At 30.1% G+C, this 17154-nt stretch carries 16 protein-coding genes, 1 riboswitch and 1 other annotated feature; of the genes, 3 read left to right on the plus strand and 13 right to left on the minus strand.

The genetic code is table 11. The features are described 5' to 3' along the window. Positions 1-193: 193 nt before the first annotated feature. The 3 genes from KM800_RS05560 to ileS form a co-directional block, all read right to left on the minus strand. A complete protein-coding gene (locus KM800_RS05560) occupies positions 194-799 on the minus strand; it encodes a DedA family protein (protein ID WP_217812186.1) in 606 nt (201 codons plus the stop codon). A gap of 59 nt (positions 800-858) precedes the next feature. Further along, a complete protein-coding gene (locus tag KM800_RS05565) occupies positions 859-1857 on the minus strand; it encodes a LacI family DNA-binding transcriptional regulator (RefSeq protein ID WP_217812187.1) in 999 nt (332 codons plus the stop codon). 175 nt (positions 1858-2032) lie between these two features. After that, on the minus strand, positions 2033-5140 hold the full coding sequence (ileS, locus tag KM800_RS05570) for an isoleucine--tRNA ligase (protein ID WP_217812188.1): 3108 nt from the start codon (positions 5138-5140) through the stop codon (positions 2033-2035). Positions 5141-5194: 54 nt separating this feature from the next. Continuing rightward, positions 5195-5417: a binding site (T-box leader), on the minus strand. Positions 5418-5559: 142 nt separating this feature from the next. Between ileS and KM800_RS05575 the strand changes: the two genes are divergently transcribed. Next, positions 5560-6195 carry an MBL fold metallo-hydrolase gene (locus KM800_RS05575; RefSeq protein ID WP_217812189.1) on the plus strand — a complete coding sequence of 212 codons (636 nt, stop codon included), beginning with the start codon at positions 5560-5562 and terminating at the stop codon, positions 6193-6195. A gap of 35 nt (positions 6196-6230) precedes the next feature. Here KM800_RS05575 and KM800_RS05580 read toward each other — a convergent pair whose 3' ends face one another. Genes KM800_RS05580 through KM800_RS05590 form a run of 3 tightly spaced genes read right to left on the minus strand, consistent with a single transcriptional unit; the run spans position 6231 to position 9288 of the window. Beyond that, the gene (locus KM800_RS05580; protein ID WP_254906470.1) at positions 6231-6596 is read right to left on the minus strand and encodes an ArsR/SmtB family transcription factor; all 366 of its coding nucleotides are present in this window, start codon (positions 6594-6596) and stop codon (positions 6231-6233) included. Positions 6597-6645: 49 nt separating this feature from the next. Beyond that, on the minus strand, positions 6646-7152 hold the full coding sequence (gene nrdG / locus KM800_RS05585; protein WP_419195457.1) for an anaerobic ribonucleoside-triphosphate reductase activating protein: 507 nt from the start codon (positions 7150-7152) through the stop codon (positions 6646-6648). Positions 7153-7179: 27 nt separating this feature from the next. After that, positions 7180-9288, minus strand: a complete 2109-nt coding sequence (locus KM800_RS05590; protein ID WP_217812191.1) for an anaerobic ribonucleoside triphosphate reductase — start codon at positions 9286-9288, stop codon at positions 7180-7182. Positions 9289-9568: 280 nt separating this feature from the next. Between KM800_RS05590 and KM800_RS05595 the strand changes: the two genes are divergently transcribed. Together KM800_RS05595 and thiT are read left to right on the plus strand one after the other, a co-directional pair. Then, complete coding sequence (locus KM800_RS05595) at positions 9569-9760, plus strand: hypothetical protein (protein ID WP_217812192.1); 192 nt, start codon at positions 9569-9571, stop codon at positions 9758-9760. A gap of 27 nt (positions 9761-9787) precedes the next feature. Further along, a riboswitch (TPP riboswitch) is annotated at positions 9788-9883 on the plus strand. 53 nt (positions 9884-9936) lie between these two features. Further along, positions 9937-10560, plus strand: coding sequence for an energy-coupled thiamine transporter ThiT (thiT, locus tag KM800_RS05600; protein WP_217812193.1), 624 nt, complete (start codon positions 9937-9939; stop codon positions 10558-10560). 59 nt (positions 10561-10619) lie between these two features. On the opposite strand, the gene KM800_RS05605 is transcribed toward thiT, so the two are convergent. The 7 genes from KM800_RS05605 to KM800_RS05635 all read right to left on the minus strand — a co-directional run bounded on the left by KM800_RS05605 (position 10620) and on the right by KM800_RS05635 (position 16896). Then, on the minus strand, positions 10620-10811 hold the full coding sequence (locus tag KM800_RS05605) for a ferredoxin (RefSeq protein WP_217812194.1): 192 nt from the start codon (positions 10809-10811) through the stop codon (positions 10620-10622). A 175-nt stretch (positions 10812-10986) separates the two neighbouring features. Further along, positions 10987-11844, minus strand: a complete 858-nt coding sequence (locus KM800_RS05610) for an Mrp/NBP35 family ATP-binding protein (protein ID WP_217812195.1) — start codon at positions 11842-11844, stop codon at positions 10987-10989. A gap of 167 nt (positions 11845-12011) precedes the next feature. Continuing rightward, positions 12012-12596 carry a PsbP-related protein gene (locus tag KM800_RS05615; protein ID WP_217812196.1) on the minus strand — a complete coding sequence of 195 codons (585 nt, stop codon included), beginning with the start codon at positions 12594-12596 and terminating at the stop codon, positions 12012-12014. Position 12597: 1 nt separating this feature from the next. Beyond that, positions 12598-13983: a hypothetical protein gene (locus KM800_RS05620; RefSeq protein ID WP_217812197.1), complete on the minus strand. Its 1386-nt coding sequence runs from the start codon at positions 13981-13983 to the stop codon at positions 12598-12600. A gap of 67 nt (positions 13984-14050) precedes the next feature. Then, positions 14051-14887 (minus strand): 16S rRNA (adenine(1518)-N(6)/adenine(1519)-N(6))-dimethyltransferase RsmA, encoded by an 837-nt coding sequence (gene rsmA / locus KM800_RS05625; RefSeq protein ID WP_217812198.1) that lies wholly within the window; start codon positions 14885-14887, stop codon positions 14051-14053. Between the two features lie 19 nt (positions 14888-14906). Continuing rightward, positions 14907-15440 carry a ribonuclease M5 gene (rnmV, locus tag KM800_RS05630; RefSeq protein WP_217812199.1) on the minus strand — a complete coding sequence of 178 codons (534 nt, stop codon included), beginning with the start codon at positions 15438-15440 and terminating at the stop codon, positions 14907-14909. Positions 15441-15618: 178 nt separating this feature from the next. Further along, positions 15619-16896, minus strand: coding sequence for a cation:dicarboxylate symporter family transporter (locus tag KM800_RS05635; protein WP_217812200.1), 1278 nt, complete (start codon positions 16894-16896; stop codon positions 15619-15621). Positions 16897-17154: the final 258 nt, after the last annotated feature.

The following is a 17154-nucleotide window of genomic DNA, read 5'->3' on the forward strand; positions in this document are numbered from 1 at the left end:
ATAATATCCTCCTTTTCATATGTAAGGCACCGATAATTAATCCATTTAACTTACTAATTATACTTACTTTTATGTTAAATTATACCATGGAAATATATGATTTACAAAAAAATCGTTAGACAAAAAAAAAGAATTTTGTACATTAAATATAATTTAGTGTACAAAATTCTTTTAATTTATGTATAGTTTTTAATTACTCTTTTGACTTTTTAAATTTGGTAAATATCTTGTAAACTACAAATGCAATCACTATAACAACTAAAGCTACATCTGCAAAATGAAACCATTCACGTATGGTTATCCAATTTTCTCCCATTTTATATCCTGCAAACCCTAAAATAACACTCCATAAGGCAGAACCTATTAAGGTATATACAATAAATTTTTTAAAATTCATTTTGCTTATTCCTGCAGGAAGTGATATAAATGTTCTAATTATAGGCAATAATCTAGAGAAAAATACTATTCTTTCACCATATTTGTTAAAATAATCATCACTTTTTTGTATATGTGATTTAGATAACCTAAGTTTATCTGCATATTTTTCTACCAGAGGTCTTCCACCAATTTTTCCTATATAGTAAGCTACACAAGAACCTATAGTTCCTCCTAATGTTCCAAAAATCACAACAGGAATTATACTTAGCCTTCCTAAATAGCTCAAATAGCCTCCAAAAGGAAGAATAGCCTCGCTAGGTATTGGAATACATGCGCTTTCAAGAGCCATAGCTATAAATACACCTATATACCCCGTTTTATCCAATACAAGAACAACCAAATCTATTAATCTTTCTACCATAAATTTTCCTTTCCTAATAGTTTACCCCTTTGTTATACATATTATTCCAGAAATATTTTTCATTGTTTACATGAATCTCTCTTAATCAATTCATGATTCAATACATATTTTGTATTTTCAACTTTTTGTTTGTTTATAAGTTTTATGAGCATTCTCATACCTACGGAACCCATATCATACATAGGTTGAGCTACTGTAGTTATCTTTGGATAGAATACAGATGCTGAATATATATTTCCAAATCCTATTACATCTACATCTTCCGGAACTCTTATATTGCGGTCTCTAAGTGCATTTATAGCCCCCATAGCAACTTCATCACTACAGCAAAATACTGAATCTATACTCTGCTTATCCAGTATTTGATTCATACCCTCATATCCGTCTTTAGCTTTTAAGCCTCCAAAACAAGTGATATTATCATCAATACTAAAGTTATTATCCTTTAGAGCTTCCTTATATCCTATATATCTAACTGCACTGGCATTTTCTTCATCCTCATGAGCACCTATATAGGCTACTTTTTTATTACCTCTTTCAATTAAATAATTGACTCCATCATAAGCTGCTTTTTTATTGTCAATAGTAACACTTGGTATATCCTCATTATCGTTTGCAGTCTCTACTAATACCATGGTAAGTTGAAGCTGTTTTATTAATTCCAATATAGATGGTTCTAGTGATGCACTCATATACAAAACTCCATCTACCATTTTTTCTTTGAGAACTCTAAGGTATTCCATTTCTTTTTCAAAGTCCAAATCTGTGTTGCAAAGCATTATATTATAGTCATATATATTTGCTACATCTTCGGCCCCTCTTACTATTTCAGGGTAAAATTGATTTGATATATCAGGTATTATTATCCCTATAGTTTTTGTTCTTTGTGTTTTAAGGCTTCTAGCTATTATATTCGGCCTATAGCCTAGCTTATCTATAGCTTCTAAGACTTTTCTCTTAGTTTCCTCATTTACAACGTCTACATCGTTTAATACTCTTGAAACTGTAGCTATAGAAACACCTGCCTCTTTAGCTACATCTTTAATTGATGCTGCCATTTTTTTCACCTACCGATACGTTTTCTTTTTATAATTATACTTGTAAATTGTAACTATTACAAGTTAATTTTATTATATTGACATATACTACAAGAATTATCTACATCAAGGTTATAATCATACAAATTCATCCATATGACTATAACCTTGATTTTATAAATAAAACTTATCAAACTTATTTTTTTAATAACTCTACTGCAATTCTAAAATCTTCTCCATTTATCTTGTAATCATTGTACTTAAAATTTTCATTATACAGAATTTCATATGAAAGTGTTTCTCGTTTAATTTGCTGTTCAAATTTTTTAACTATACCCTCAAGATAAGTATTACCCGAAACATATAATTTTATATTATCTGCAACTTCAAAACCACTTTCTTTTCTCAGGTTTTGTATTTTGCTTAATATTTCTCTCAAGTTTCCCGCTTCTTTAAGTTCTTCAGTTATGGTTGTTTCAAGTACTATACCTATAGTACCTTCACCTGCAAATGCAAATCCTTCTAATCCCTGCATTGTAATAAGCAGATTGTCAGAGTTCAATTCTATTTTTTGTCCATTTATATCAAGATAAACAGAGTCACCTGCTTTTATCTTCTTTGAAAGCTCCATTTGATCCAGGGAAGAAATCTGCTTTCTAATTTCAGGTATAAATCTACCGTATTCTCTTCCCAATACAGGAAGATTTGGTTTTATATTGAAATTAACATACTTAGATAGATCTGCACCAAATTCTACCTTCTTTATATTTAATTCTTCTTTTATCATGTTTCCATAGTAATCTTGAAGAGTCTTGGAACTTACAAGCATTTCTAAAAGTGGCTGTCTGTTCTTTATATTAGCTGTATTCCTAGCACTTCTTCCAAGTTTAACTATTTTATAAGCTTCTGACATATCATCTTCCAAAGCTTTATCTACAATAGTTTCATCATATTCAGGCCATTTACATAAATGCACACTTTCAGGAGCATCTTTATCTAATTTCACTACCAAATTTTGATAAATTTCCTCTGTCATAAATGGTACAAATGGTGCTGCTATCATGCTTAGAGTAGTCAAAACTTTATAAAGTGTTACATAAGCACCTATTTTATCAGTATCCAACTTAGAATTCCAGAATCTTGCTCTGTTAACTCTTACATACCAATTTGAAAGGCTATCTACAAATTCTCCTATGTTTATGGCAGCTTGAGTTACTTCATATTTGTCTAAATGCTTCTCTGTTTCTTTTATAAGTGAATTCAATCTTGACAATATCCACTTATCCATTATATTCTCAGATTTAAAATCTTTATAATTCAACGGGTTAAAATTATCCAAATCCGCGTATAACACATAGAATGAATATACATTCCAAAGGGTTCCCAAGAATTTTCTTTGAGTATCCTGAACTGCCTCTTCATAGAATCTTGATGGAAGCCAGGGAGCACTTGAAGTATAAAAATACCATCTTGTAGCATCTGCTCCTTCATTATTCAAAACTACAGTTGGACTCAATACATTTCCCTTGTGCTTTGACATTTTAAGTCCATGTTTATCTAAAACATGACCTAATACCATACAATTTTCAAATGGACTTCTATGAAATAAGATTGTAGATATTGACATAAGAGTATAAAACCATCCTCTTGTTTGATCTACTGCTTCTGTTATATATTGAGCAGGGAAATTTTCTTCAAACAATTCTTTGTTTTCAAAAGGATAATGATGCTGTGCAAATGGCATTGATCCTGAATCAAACCAACAATCTATTACTTCACTTGCTCTCTTCATGTCCTTGCCGCAGTGCGGACACTTCAATTTAACATTATCTATGTATGGCTTATGAAGTTCTATATTCTCAGGTACATTTATTCCCTTTTCCTTAAGTTCTGCAATACTTCCAATACATTCCTTATGGCCACATTCACATTCCCAGATTGGAAGTGGTGTGCCCCAATATCTCTCTCTGCTGAGGCCCCAATCTATAGCTCCTTCTATAAACTTTCCAAACCTTCCTGTTCTTATGTTATCTGGATACCAGTTAGTACTGTTGGTATTATCAACTAATTTATCTCTCATAGAAGACATTTTTATAAACCAGGTATCTCTTGGATAGTATAAAAGTGGTGTATCACATCTCCAGCAAAATGGATATGAATGAGTAAATTTTTCTGATTTATATAAAATATTGTTTTCTTCTAGATATTTTATTATTTTAGGGTCTGCGTCCTTGACAAATAAGCCTTTCCATGGAGTGACCTCATCTTTGTACCTTCCTTGAGTATCTACAGAATTTACAACAGGTATATCATACTCTTTACATATATTGCTGTCATCTTCACCAAATGCAGGTGCTGTATGAACAATTCCCGTACCATCTGTAAGAGTAACATAGTCTCCATGTATAACATAATGAGCCTTTCCTTCATATTTTACAAAATTAAACATTGGCTCATATTCCAATCCTAAAAGTTCTTTTCCCTTGAGCTTCCTTACTACTTCATATTCTTCTTCCAATTTTCCTAAAAGAGCCTCTGCTAATATAAGGTGCTGGCCTTTGTTTATTACTTCTACATAATCATAAGTTTTATTTATTGCAAGTGCCATATTGTTTGGAAGAGTCCATGGAGTTGTAGTCCATGCAAGCATATACTTATCTTCATCTTTTAGTTTAAACTTAACATAAACTGATGTTTCCTTTACATCTTTATATCCTTGAGATACTTCATGTGAAGAAAGTGCTGTTCCACATCTTGGGCAATATGGAACAACTTTATAACCCTTATACAAAAGGCCTTTATCCCATATCTGCTTTAAAGCCCACCATTCTGATTCTATATAGTCATTATGATAAGTAACATAAGGATTATCCATGTCAACCCAGAATCCTATCCTGTCTGACATATCCTTCCATTCGCTTATATAAGTAAATACACTATCTTTACACTTTTTTATAAAACTTTCCACTCCATATTCTTCTATCTGTGGTTTTCCTGATATTCCAAGACTTTTTTCCACTTCAAGTTCAACTGGAAGTCCATGTGTATCCCAACCTGCTTTTCTTAAAACATTATAGCCTTTCATTACCTTATATCTTATTATAAAGTCTTTCATGACCCTAGTTAGAACATGACCTATATGAGGATTACCATTGGCAGTTGGTGGTCCATCATAAAAAGTAAAATACTTACCATCTTTATTTAGTTCAAAATTCTTTTCAACAATTTTATTTTTTTTCCAAAAGTCTACTACATCTTTTTCCCTGTCAATAAAACTTTTAGAGTTATCAATCTTATTATACATAATTAACTCCTTTCTATAGCATATAATATCTTAAATAAAAAAACTTCATCCTAATAATAGGACGAAGTTGAGATTCGCTTTACCACCTATGTGTAAATTTCAAAAAATACAAATACATTTTATTCCTTAACGTGGAACTACGAAAAAACCTACTAATAATTATTTCAGTTTTTTAGCTCCCAGGTGATTTTCTTTAAATCTTCCTGCGAATTTTCACCTATACTTCGCTCTCTTTCAGTAACACGATTTAAATACTCTTCCTGTTCAAAGCTTTCGATATTCAACTATACTATTTTACGTAATCGACTTAATTATATTATAGACATTTTTTATTGTCAAATATTTTCATACTATTTTTTACAATAAATATCTAAATATAATGTTATAATGTTCTTAATATTAAACTAGGAGATGATTTTATGAAAGTAACGTGGCTTGGTCATTCTAGTTTTATACTGGAGGATTCAAACAACATTAAAGTTTTAACAGATCCTTTTGATGATTCAACTGGATATAAGGTATTTGAGGGTACTGTAGATACAGTTACTATAAGTCATCATCATTTTGATCACGACTACACCAAAAAAATAACATATTCAAATATAATAGATAAAACAGGTGATTTTAATTTTCAAAATATCTCGATAAAAGGATTTCCTTCCTATCACGATAAAGTAAAAGGTGCAAAAAGAGGCAAAAACATAATTTTTATAATTGAAATGGATGGATATAGACTATGTCATCTAGGAGATCTAGGATATGTATTATCCAAAGAAGAAATTAATAATCTTAAATCTATAGATGTACTGTTTATACCTGTAGGCGGTAATTTTACCATAGATGGAAAAGAAGCTGCTGAAGTAGCAAAACTAATACATCCTCATATTATAATTCCAATGCATTATAAAACACCTGACTTATCATTTGAATTAGATGGATTAGAAACTTTTCTCAAATATATTAAAAGTGGAAAATATATCGGTAAAAATTATTTAAACCTATCTGATGATTGTAAAAATCAATATAAAGATGTAAAAATACTAAATTACAAATAAAAAAGCTGTCTCAAAATTTATTTTGAGACAGTTTTTTATCCTATGACTACATGCTCTAAACCAGCATTAAACAATTGATTTATATGCTCGTCATCCAAGGAATAATATACAAGCTTTCCATCTCTTCTGAATTTAACAAGGCGTGCTGACTTCAATATCCTGAGTTGATGTGATATAGCAGATTGACTCATATTAAGCACTTCTGCAATATCACAAACACATAATTCCGTTTTAAATAAAGCGTATATAATTTTTATTCTAGTATAATCTCCCAGGACTTTAAAGAGAGATGATAATTTAATGAATGTATCTTCATCAAGCATAGTCTTTTTAACACAATTTATAAGTTTATCATGAACTTCATAACAATCACACACTTCTATTTTAGAATCATCACTCATAATATCACTTCCCTATATAAAGTATTAACTATGACATATAATATTATGTTTAAATATCAATTAACACTATATTTTTTAAATTAATACTTGCTCTTACATCTATAATTCTTTGATTACTAGAACCTCTAAATTTGAGTGAAACAGCTTTTTTATTTTCATCAAATTTTCCATCTACAAGTACATCTATATTTTTTAAAAGTTCTAGACCATATTCAATCTTATTATCTAGTATATACTCAATTTTATATCCTGTATAGCACCATATATTCAATCCAATGGTCTTGATTTTCTTTGCCATATATGAAAACTCTTCTGCCTGATAAAATGGATCACCACCTGAAAATGTTACGCCATGTATCATAGAATTTGATTTTATATCTTCAACCAACATATTTATATCTCTCAATTCTCCACCATAAAAAGAATGAGTTGATGGATTAAAGCAGCCCCGGCAATTGTGTCCACAACCTTGAGCAAAATATACCCTTCTAAGCCCTGGTCCATTTACCAGACTCTCATAAGCTATACCTGATAATCTTACTCTTTTATGCTCCATATCCATCACCTGTTTTCAATATTCATATTATACATTATAAACATGCCTTCCAGAAGCCTGTGATATTCTATCTTTTCTCTCTGCTACTTTTCCTTCTCCAAATCTCTCATCTAACGAAAGATATCCTGTAACTCTTGATATTCCCTGAATGTCACTACTTCCACACTTTGGACATTCATCCTCTCCATGAAGATAAGTACCACATTTTCTACAATATCTTATGTGAAAATTTATTCCTATATAGCTTATATTAGTATTGGTATATGCATAGTTTATTATATCATAAATTGTCTGTTCCGATGGATAATCATCAAGCTCAATATAGCTTATATGTCCTCCATTACATAATTTATGATATGGCGCTTCTATATCAATTTTATCTTTTATTGATATGGGATAGTTTACAGGTACATGATATGAATTAGTATAATAATCCTTATCTGTAACTCCTTCTATTTCTCCAAATATCTTTTTATCTTTGAGTATGAACTTACCACTAAGTCCTTCTGCTGGTGTAGCATAGCAGCTCCAATTCAAATGAGTCTCTTCTGTCAACTTATCTGTATAATTTCTGATATGAGATATGATTTTGAAGCCAAGTTCTCTTGATTCTTTACTTTGTCCGTGATGTTTTCCTGTAAGAGCCACTAAAGTCTCTGCAAGTCCAATAAATCCTACACCCCATGTACCCTGTTTTAATATAGGCTCTATAGAATCCTCTTCACCTAAATTTTCAGAACCCTTCATAAGACCCTGTCCTGCAACAAAAGGCAAATCTTTAACTTTTAACTTCTTAAGTGTATCATATCTATGCATTAGAGATTCTCTTGAAAGATCTAATCTATCATCAAGAAGTCTAAAAAATTTATTTATATCTCCTTTAGCTAAAATACCTATTCTTGGCAAGTTAATTGTAGTTGGAGCTATATTGCCCCTACCCTTTGATCCTGCCTGTCCATTTACATTTGAACATACATATGTTCTGCATCCCATAGTAGCTGGAACTATTCCCTGGTCATAATAAAATTTATTGAAGTCTGCATCCATATTCATAAAAGTAGGATTCATTCTCCTTGCAGCTACCTTGCAGGCAATTTTAAATAAATAGTAATAAGGATCTCCCTGTTTTTTATTTACTCCATCTTTTACTCTAAATATTATATTAGGAAATACAGGCTGTTCTCCTTGTCCAAGTCCCTTTTCATACTCAGTTAAAAACACTTCACATACCAAAGCCGCATCTTTCGACCTTGGAATACCCACATTAATAGAACTAAATGGCACTTGAGAACCTGCTCTTGAATGCATAGTATTCAAATTATATATTATACCCTGCATGGATTGTTCTACATTTTTTCTCAATTTCTTATTGGATATCTCTGCCATGTTACTTTCATCTATTCCCATGTCTTTTAGGTCATTTATTATTTCCTGTCTTGTAGGTTCAATAAACATAGCCATGTCATTATCAAAATCCGGATGAGATTGTCCACCGAACATATCATTTTGTGATGATTGTAATAATATACATGACAATTCAGCGGCAGACCCTATTCTCTTTGGCTTTCTTATATTACCGTATCCTGTATTGAATCCATTCAGCAATACCTCTTTTGTAGGTATGTGTAGACAATTAATACTTAAGTTATAGGAATCAAGATCATGATAATATACATCTCCGTTTTCATGTGCTTTAGCTAAATATTTAGGCATGGTGGCCAAATTATGCCACTTATTTGATTCGCTTGCTATTCTTAAAAGCTTTGAACTATAATTATTACCAACATTTGCGTTATCCCTGTCTGTTTCAATACCTATTTTATCAATAGCTTTCATAAGATCAGATTTTATTTCTCTTATATTATTCCTATCTCTTCTATAATTGGAATAAGCTTGTCCAATTGTTCTGTATTCATTATTTATAAGTACGTCTTCAACTATATTTTGTATATTCTCTACATTTATTTCTTGTAAATCCAAATTTTCTATATGTTGAATAATTTTTTGAGTTAAATCAATAAACTCACTTTCTTTTAGCTCAAAGCCTATTTCATCTGATGCTCCTTTTATAGCATTAGTTATCTTAATAGAATTAAATTCTACTTCTCTTCCATCTCTTTTTACAACATGTAGCATATATTATTCCTCCAAACCACTATATCTTGAATGCTTATGTAATTATACTATTTACCTTTATAAATATCAATTCTTATCTTCAGTGCTTATTTTTACATTAAGCCTATTTTTACTGGATTAATATAAAAATTCTCCAATTTGGTCTGAATTGTAATATTAAAATTTATAGAATAATTTTTTTAAGGTTTCACAAAATAACTTTAAAAGTATGCTTAAATATTATACTACAATTAAAAACCGAAAACATATTTTACATTAAATTTAAAGGAGTAATGTATCTATGATTGGAAAAATAATAGATTCAAGTAATACAGAAGCTACCGTAGTCTTTTGTGACGGTTCAACTGTAAATATATCAACTTCTTATCTTCCCTATAACTTTAAAACAGGAGATAATATAAACATAGAACTATCCAATACAAATATGACTGGAAGAGGTCCTACCAATATATCAAGCCCTCCAATTTGTTGAATTATTTATATGTATATACTATAATAATTTTGATGCTAGGGGTGCTTTTAAAGCTGAGAAATATATATTAACCCTTTACCTGATCTGGGTAATACCAGCGTAGGGAAGCCAATTGTGGCTTTTATGAAAAACTTTCCTCTTTTTTATGTACCTCTAAAATATGAAGGAGGATTTTTATGTCATTATCAAAAAATTTTATAGAAATAATGTCACATCCAGACGCAATATTTACATTGATAGCTTTAATAATTTTTATTTTGTTTATTACTAAAATAAGAAAGATAGAATTCAATACTCACATAATAACTCATATAGGAATTGCATTGGCACTTGCTACTATATTAGAAATATTTAGATTGTACCACTTGCCACAGGGTGGGAATATAACTCTTGGAAGTATGATACCTATATTGCTTATAGCCTTTTTTTATGGTCCAGAACTAGGTTTCCTTACAGGTTTTCTATATGGCATTATAAATTTAATATTGGATCCATATATACTTCAGCCTGTACAAGTTATATTTGACTATCCGCTTCCTTTTATGATGCTTGGTATTGCAGGCTATTTTAAAAATTATAAATTACTAGGAACTTTGACAGCTATTTTAGGCCGGTTTATATGTCACTTTATATCAGGAGTATTATTTTTCGGAAGTTTTGCTCCAAAAGGCATGTCTCCTATGATTTATTCATTATCTGTAAATGGTATTTTCATGTTGATTGAAGGTATTATATGCTTGGTTATAGTAGCTTTATTACCACTTAAACGTATTGAAAGTATTTTAAAGAGAACTTATTAAATAATTATAGAACAAAAAACTGTACAAAATTATTTGCGTACAGTTTTTTATATAAATAATTATTCATTTATAGATATAGCATCCACAGGACATCCATCTCTTGCTTCCCTTGTTGAATCTTCAGACGTATTTGGAATTTCACTTACCAATGTACCAGCTTTTCCATCATCATCCATGGTGAATACATCAGGACATACACTTGGGCACATGCCACATCCTATACAGACATCTTTATCAACTTCTGCTTCCACAAATATCACATCCTCTCTTCAATAAAGTTTTGCATAGAAAAATATGTGATTTTTCGATTTTAATCTTGATTTATATTGATATATAAAAAGACTTAATTCGACAATTCACGATATATTATACATTAATAATTATTGACCAATTAGGATATTAATATTCATTTTAGCTTTAAATACTTTATCTATTTTTATTTAAACCTTCCATAAAATTCTCAATTAAAGTGTTATAATCAGTTGAATTACATATGTAATCTTCCACATTTCCACTTTCCATACTATCTGCCAATTCTAGATCCATAGGTAATTCAGCAAGAAGAGGAAGACCTAAATATGCAGCCTGTTCCCTGGCAGATTTTTTACTAAATAATCTTATTTTTTCGTCACATTTTTCACATTTAACATATGAGAGATTTTCTACAGCTCCAATTATATTTATATTCATTTTCTCAGCCATTATAACCACTTTTTTAACTATCATGGATACCATATCCTGAGGTGTTGAAACAATAACTATACCTTCAAGAGGTACTTGTTGCATTATAGTAAGTGCTATATCACCTGTTCCAGGAGGCATATCTATTAAAAGATAATCCAATTCTCCCCACTGAGTATCTGAATACATCTGTGTCAATACTCCAGTAATAACAGGTCCTCTCCATATAACCGGCTGTTCCTCTTTTTCCGTCAAAAGATTCAATGAGATAACCTTTACTCCCAATTTTGTATTTACAGTAGAAAATTTCACATCCTGTGTACCTTCTATTTGAGATATATTGGCTCTTTTAGTGTTTATCCCAAAAAACCTGGGCATGGATGGTCCCGTTATATCTCCATCTAGTACTCCAACTTTATATCCTTTGTGTGCCAACTTTATGGCAAGGGTACCGGTTATTGTTGATTTGCCCACCCCACCTTTTCCACTCATGACACCTATTATATGTTTTATATTGCCAAATTTCGGAATTAGCTTAGAGCATTTATTCTTATTTTCCTCACCACATTTGGAATTACTTGGGCAGGTATTACAATTACTCATTTTATTATTACTTCCCTTCTTTAATTATGACTGATTTCTAATATCTATATAATACTAATTTTTATATGCTTTTAAATATCATAATGTTTAAAAATCTCTCTCAATATTATAACATAATTTGATAAAAAAATTCCCTTTCAATAACAAACTTGAAGGGAAAGTATTGTTCAATCATATCTAAGGGTCTCTACTATAGTTTTAAATACAGTTTCCATATCACCCTTAAAATCACTTTGTCTCATAAAGAATGAAAATCTATAAAATCTATCTCCATCTTTTATAAAATACTCATTACAAACATAACTATCTCCTACTGGTTTTGTAATAGTATATTTTAGTAGATAGCCATTTTTTTGTCCAATACTTATGCTATCCAAAGAATATGTCTTATAAAGATTTTGCTTATCGGATATTAGCTTGCTGTTTATTAGAAACTCTTTGAGATTACCTTTAAAGTTCCATATTTCAAAAAAACCGATTACCTTATTATCATCACTTATAAAATCTGTATGGCATATTATATCCTCTCCAAATATATCCTGTTTTTTCACTTGCCATTTTGACGGAAGTTTATATTTTAATTTACCATTTAATTCACTATATTCTGATAGAGAACTTATATTATTTTGGATTAGTGCCGTATATCTTAATCTCTCCTGAAAACTATTGCCAAATATAAATAGTATAATTATAAGTCCTATTATAATTATAATAACACCCAGATTTCTCTTATTTAAAGTTGTTGATTTCATATCACTTTTTCTTTATAGGTATTTGTATAGTTCCAGTTTTAAAATCATAGAACATTATCCAGTAACCGGATTTATCTTTACCTCTGTAAGAAGGTATCCACGTAACAAATCCAGATTTTCCTCCATAAGGTTGGTCTTCTCTACTTTTCGTTCCAGGTATTCCATAAAGCATATATTTAACATTTCCATTTTTGTCATATTTATATCCAAATAAGATATGACAATTCTCTTCTATATACTTATAATAGGGCATCATAGGACAATATACGAATGTGTATTTATTACGGTCTCTAGTGTTTTGAAGACTATTTATTGATGTTACAGGTACCTTATACCATTTACATCTTTTTAATTCTCTAGTAACGTCTGAAACTTCCTTGAATCCTTTTACAAGTAATCCCAGAAAATCATTTTTTGATTTTTTGTTATGTCCTCTATAATCCTCCTCTGAAACTTCTACAGCTGAATTATCTATATAAATTTCATCATCATTAGACTCATCTTCATTTATATTTTTAATTTCCTCTAGTCTTTCCTTTTTCTCATCTTGAACTAAATCAGAAATTTTATTTAATAAACTAGACTCTTTATCCAACCTCTGTTTTGGTTTATCAGCTTCAATATTATCCATCTTTTCCGTATTAATTTCTTTTTTCTTCAATTCTATATTTTCTTCATATTCATCAAATATGCTTTTATTATTGGATAGTTTAGCTTTATCCTTTTGATTATCTTTTTTTTCATCTTTCTTATTGTCTTTTACAGTTTTCTTCTTTGTATCCTTATCATTTTTAGCATCCTTATCCTTGTCTTTTTTAATGTCCTTAGATTTTTCAACTTCTTTTTTAACATCGGATTTATCTTTATTGTTGTCTTGTTTATTGTCGGACTTATTGTCTGTCTTTTTATCTGATTGTTTTACTGGTTTTGACTTTTGACCCTCAGCTTTTTTATTTTTATTCTCTGAAACATCAAATGACTGCCAATCAGGTATATCCATACTTGCAAATCCACTCATTACAGCTATTATATTTCCATCTAAAAGTCTAACAATAGCTGCTCCAGATACTTTATCTATGCCTATTCCACTACCTGATACATTATTTATCGGATATTCATAGCTAACATCAGCTCTGCCATAATCATCTATGTTCATTTCTCCAACATTAATTATCTTCTTCGCATCGTTTTTATTGCATATAAGTATCATGTAATAAGGTGTTTTATCTTTTTTTAGATTCTGTACGTAATAAGATACTTTGCACTTATCATTTTTAGTTTCCAACTTAGCATATCCTGAAGCAATTTTATCAGAAGCTAAAGAGTATCCTTTTTCATCTTCCTGCAATATTATAAAATATCTACTATAACTCTTTTTTTGCGCCAACTTCTATACCTCCATATATTTTATTCATTATAATATATGAGGCAACTTCCAAAAAGTGAACAATTAATTACAATAATTCGTGTATAGAATCAGATAATTTACCAAATTCCTTTATAGAAAGAGTCTCTCCTCTTCTCTTTGGATCAATACTTGATCTTTCAAAAGCAAGTTCCATATCCACTTTGGAAATTTTCAATGGTTTCAATGCATTCCATAAAGTTTTTCTTCTCATATTAAAAGCCAACCTTACTATTTTAAAAAAGAATTTTTTATCTTTCAACTCTATTTTAGGTTCACTTAGTCTGTCTAACTTTATTATGATAGAATCTACCTTGGGACTTGGAATAAATGCGTCTGGAGTTACTTTTCTAACTACAGATACATCGCAATAATATTGAACTAAAATAGACAAAGCCCCATATTGTTTACAAGCGGGTTTAGCTGCTATCCTTTCGCCTACTTCTTTCTGTATCATTATAGTTAAAGATTTAAATTTATAATCTTCATTTAAAATTTTTGATATTATAGGTGTAGTTACATAATACGGAAGATTGGCTACAAATTTTACTTTATCATAATCAGCAATCAATTTGTTGAAATCTGTTTTTAGTGCATCTCCATGTATTAACTCAAAATTAGAAAAGTCCTTTAACTCTTCTTGAAGTATGGGTATCAATCCTGAATCCAACTCTATTGCACATACTTTATTAGCCCTGTTTAAGAGTTCCCTGGTAAGTGTTCCAACTCCCGGTCCTATCTCTATAACAAAATCCTCACTTGAGATATCCGCTGCACATATTATATCCTCCAATACCGAATCATCTATTAAAAAATTTTGTCCTAGTTTTTTCGAAAATTTAAATTTATATTTGTATACAATATCTTTGGTAGAAAACTTCTCCATATAAATCTCCTTATATATATTATTTTAACTCATTTAAAGCCTTCTTAAACTCCTCCTTTGTAATTCCATAATTATTCAATCTATTTAAAAATTGTGCTGCATTAGCATATCCTATTCCTAATTTTTTGCCAAGTTTATCCCTTCTATATTTAGCTTTTTTATCTCCTGTAAGTTCAAAAAATATCATGTCATTTATATCAAATTCATGTCTTTTTTCTTTTTCTTCATACTTTGCATTTTCAAGAGCTCTTCTTATAACTTCAGGAGATGCATTTTCTACTCCTATATCTCCATCACGCATACCATCTTCCTGGGATATATATGCATGTTTTATATTTTTTACTCGTTTTGAAATAATTCTTCTGATTTTTTCTCCTGCAAAATCAGGATCTGTAAGAACTATAACACCACGTCTTTTTTGAGCCTCTTTTATCTTATCTATAACTTTTTTATTTATTCCAAATCCACCTACTGCTATAAGCTCTGCATCAACTGCTTTTTTTACAGCTGTTACATCATCCCTACCCTCAACTACAATAATTTCTTTAATCATAAATCCTCCATAATTTATAGAATATAATAGCTTTATTTTATCATAAATTATAACTTTTACTATGTATTTCTCAATTATTCATAAAAAACTGACCTCCCATAAGTTAGATTTTTAGATCTAACTTATGGGGGTCAGTTCATAAACTCCAGACTGTCTTTTTATATACAAGTATATACTTTTATGCAATTTCCTTTATTGAATTTAAATTTTGAATATATTCCTCGCCTTTTACAGCATTGTATTTACCTTCCCATTTTGATATAGCTACTGCAGCTAGAGAATTACCAATAATGTTTACTACAGTCCTTGCCATATCAAGAATACGATCTATACCTGCAATAAATGCAACTCCCTCTATTGGTATACCTACAGAACCTAAAGTGGCAAGTAAAACTACAAAAGATGCTCCAGGAACTCCTGCCATACCCTTAGAAGCTACAAGCAATACTATTATCAAATTGATTTGTGCTGGAAGAGTCATATGGATTCCATACATCTGTGCAATAAATAAGGCTGCTATTGATTGATACAATGTAGATCCATCCAGATTAAAAGAATATCCTGTAGGAATAACAAAGGATGTAATAGCCTTTGGGCATCCAAATTTCTCCATTTTCTCCATAAGCTTTGGTAATACCGCTTCAGAACTTGCAGTAGTATAAGCAAGAATAATTTCGTCTTTTAAAATTTTAAACATTTTAAAAATGCTTGTACCTGCTATTTTAGCTACTATGCCTAATATAACTACTATGAAAAATGCCATTGTACCATATGTAGTAATAATCAATTTTACCAAGGGAATTAAAGAGGAAATACCGAATTTCGATATTGTAACCCCAATAAGAGCAAATACACCAATTGGTGCAGTCTTCATAATTTGATTCGTCATCCAGAACATAGCATCTGCCACACCCTGACAGACATCAATTACAACTTTACCTTTTTTACCTATAGCTGCTATACCCAATCCAAACATAACAGAGAAAAATATAATAGGAAGTAAATTTCCTGTAGAAAGTGCCTCAAAAAAATTGCTAGGAACAATATTTATAAATGTATCTGCCAAACTGTGATGTGTGTTCTGTGCAGTATTTACATAGCTTTTAATACTTACCTTTGAAAGTTCATGAATATTTACACCACTTCCAGGATGAAATATATTGGCAGATCCAATTCCTATAAAAATAGCAATAGTAGTTATGAGTTCAAAATATATAATAGTTTTGCCGCCTAGTTTTCCTAATTTTTTAATGTCTCCTACACCGGCAACTCCAACTACCAATGATGAAAAGACAATAGGTATAACTATCATCTTAATAAGGTTCAGGAAAATCTGACCTATAGGTTCAAGATAAGTTGCAACAGCTGCATTACCATAAAAAGCACCTCCTACTACAACACCCAGTACTAGACCGATAACTATCTGTACTGCCAAACTGCATTTAAATTTTTTCATTCTATTCCACCTCATTAATAATTTTAATTTAAAATATCTGTTTTATATTCTTATGTATTGAAATCAGCATTATCTTACTTTATATTTATAATATATCCTTATCTATATTAATCTACATAAAACTACAATGTACTTTTTAATTTTAATAACAAAATAGATATATTGTTAAGCAATTCTTAACGATATATCTATTTTTATGACAATACACTTAATTGTATTTTTTGCTTATAAATCTTTAAATATTATAGTATATTTACC

The organism is Clostridium tyrobutyricum (assembly GCF_019144085.1).
In the GTDB taxonomy this organism is placed as follows: domain Bacteria; phylum Bacillota; class Clostridia; order Clostridiales; family Clostridiaceae; genus Clostridium_B; species Clostridium_B tyrobutyricum_A.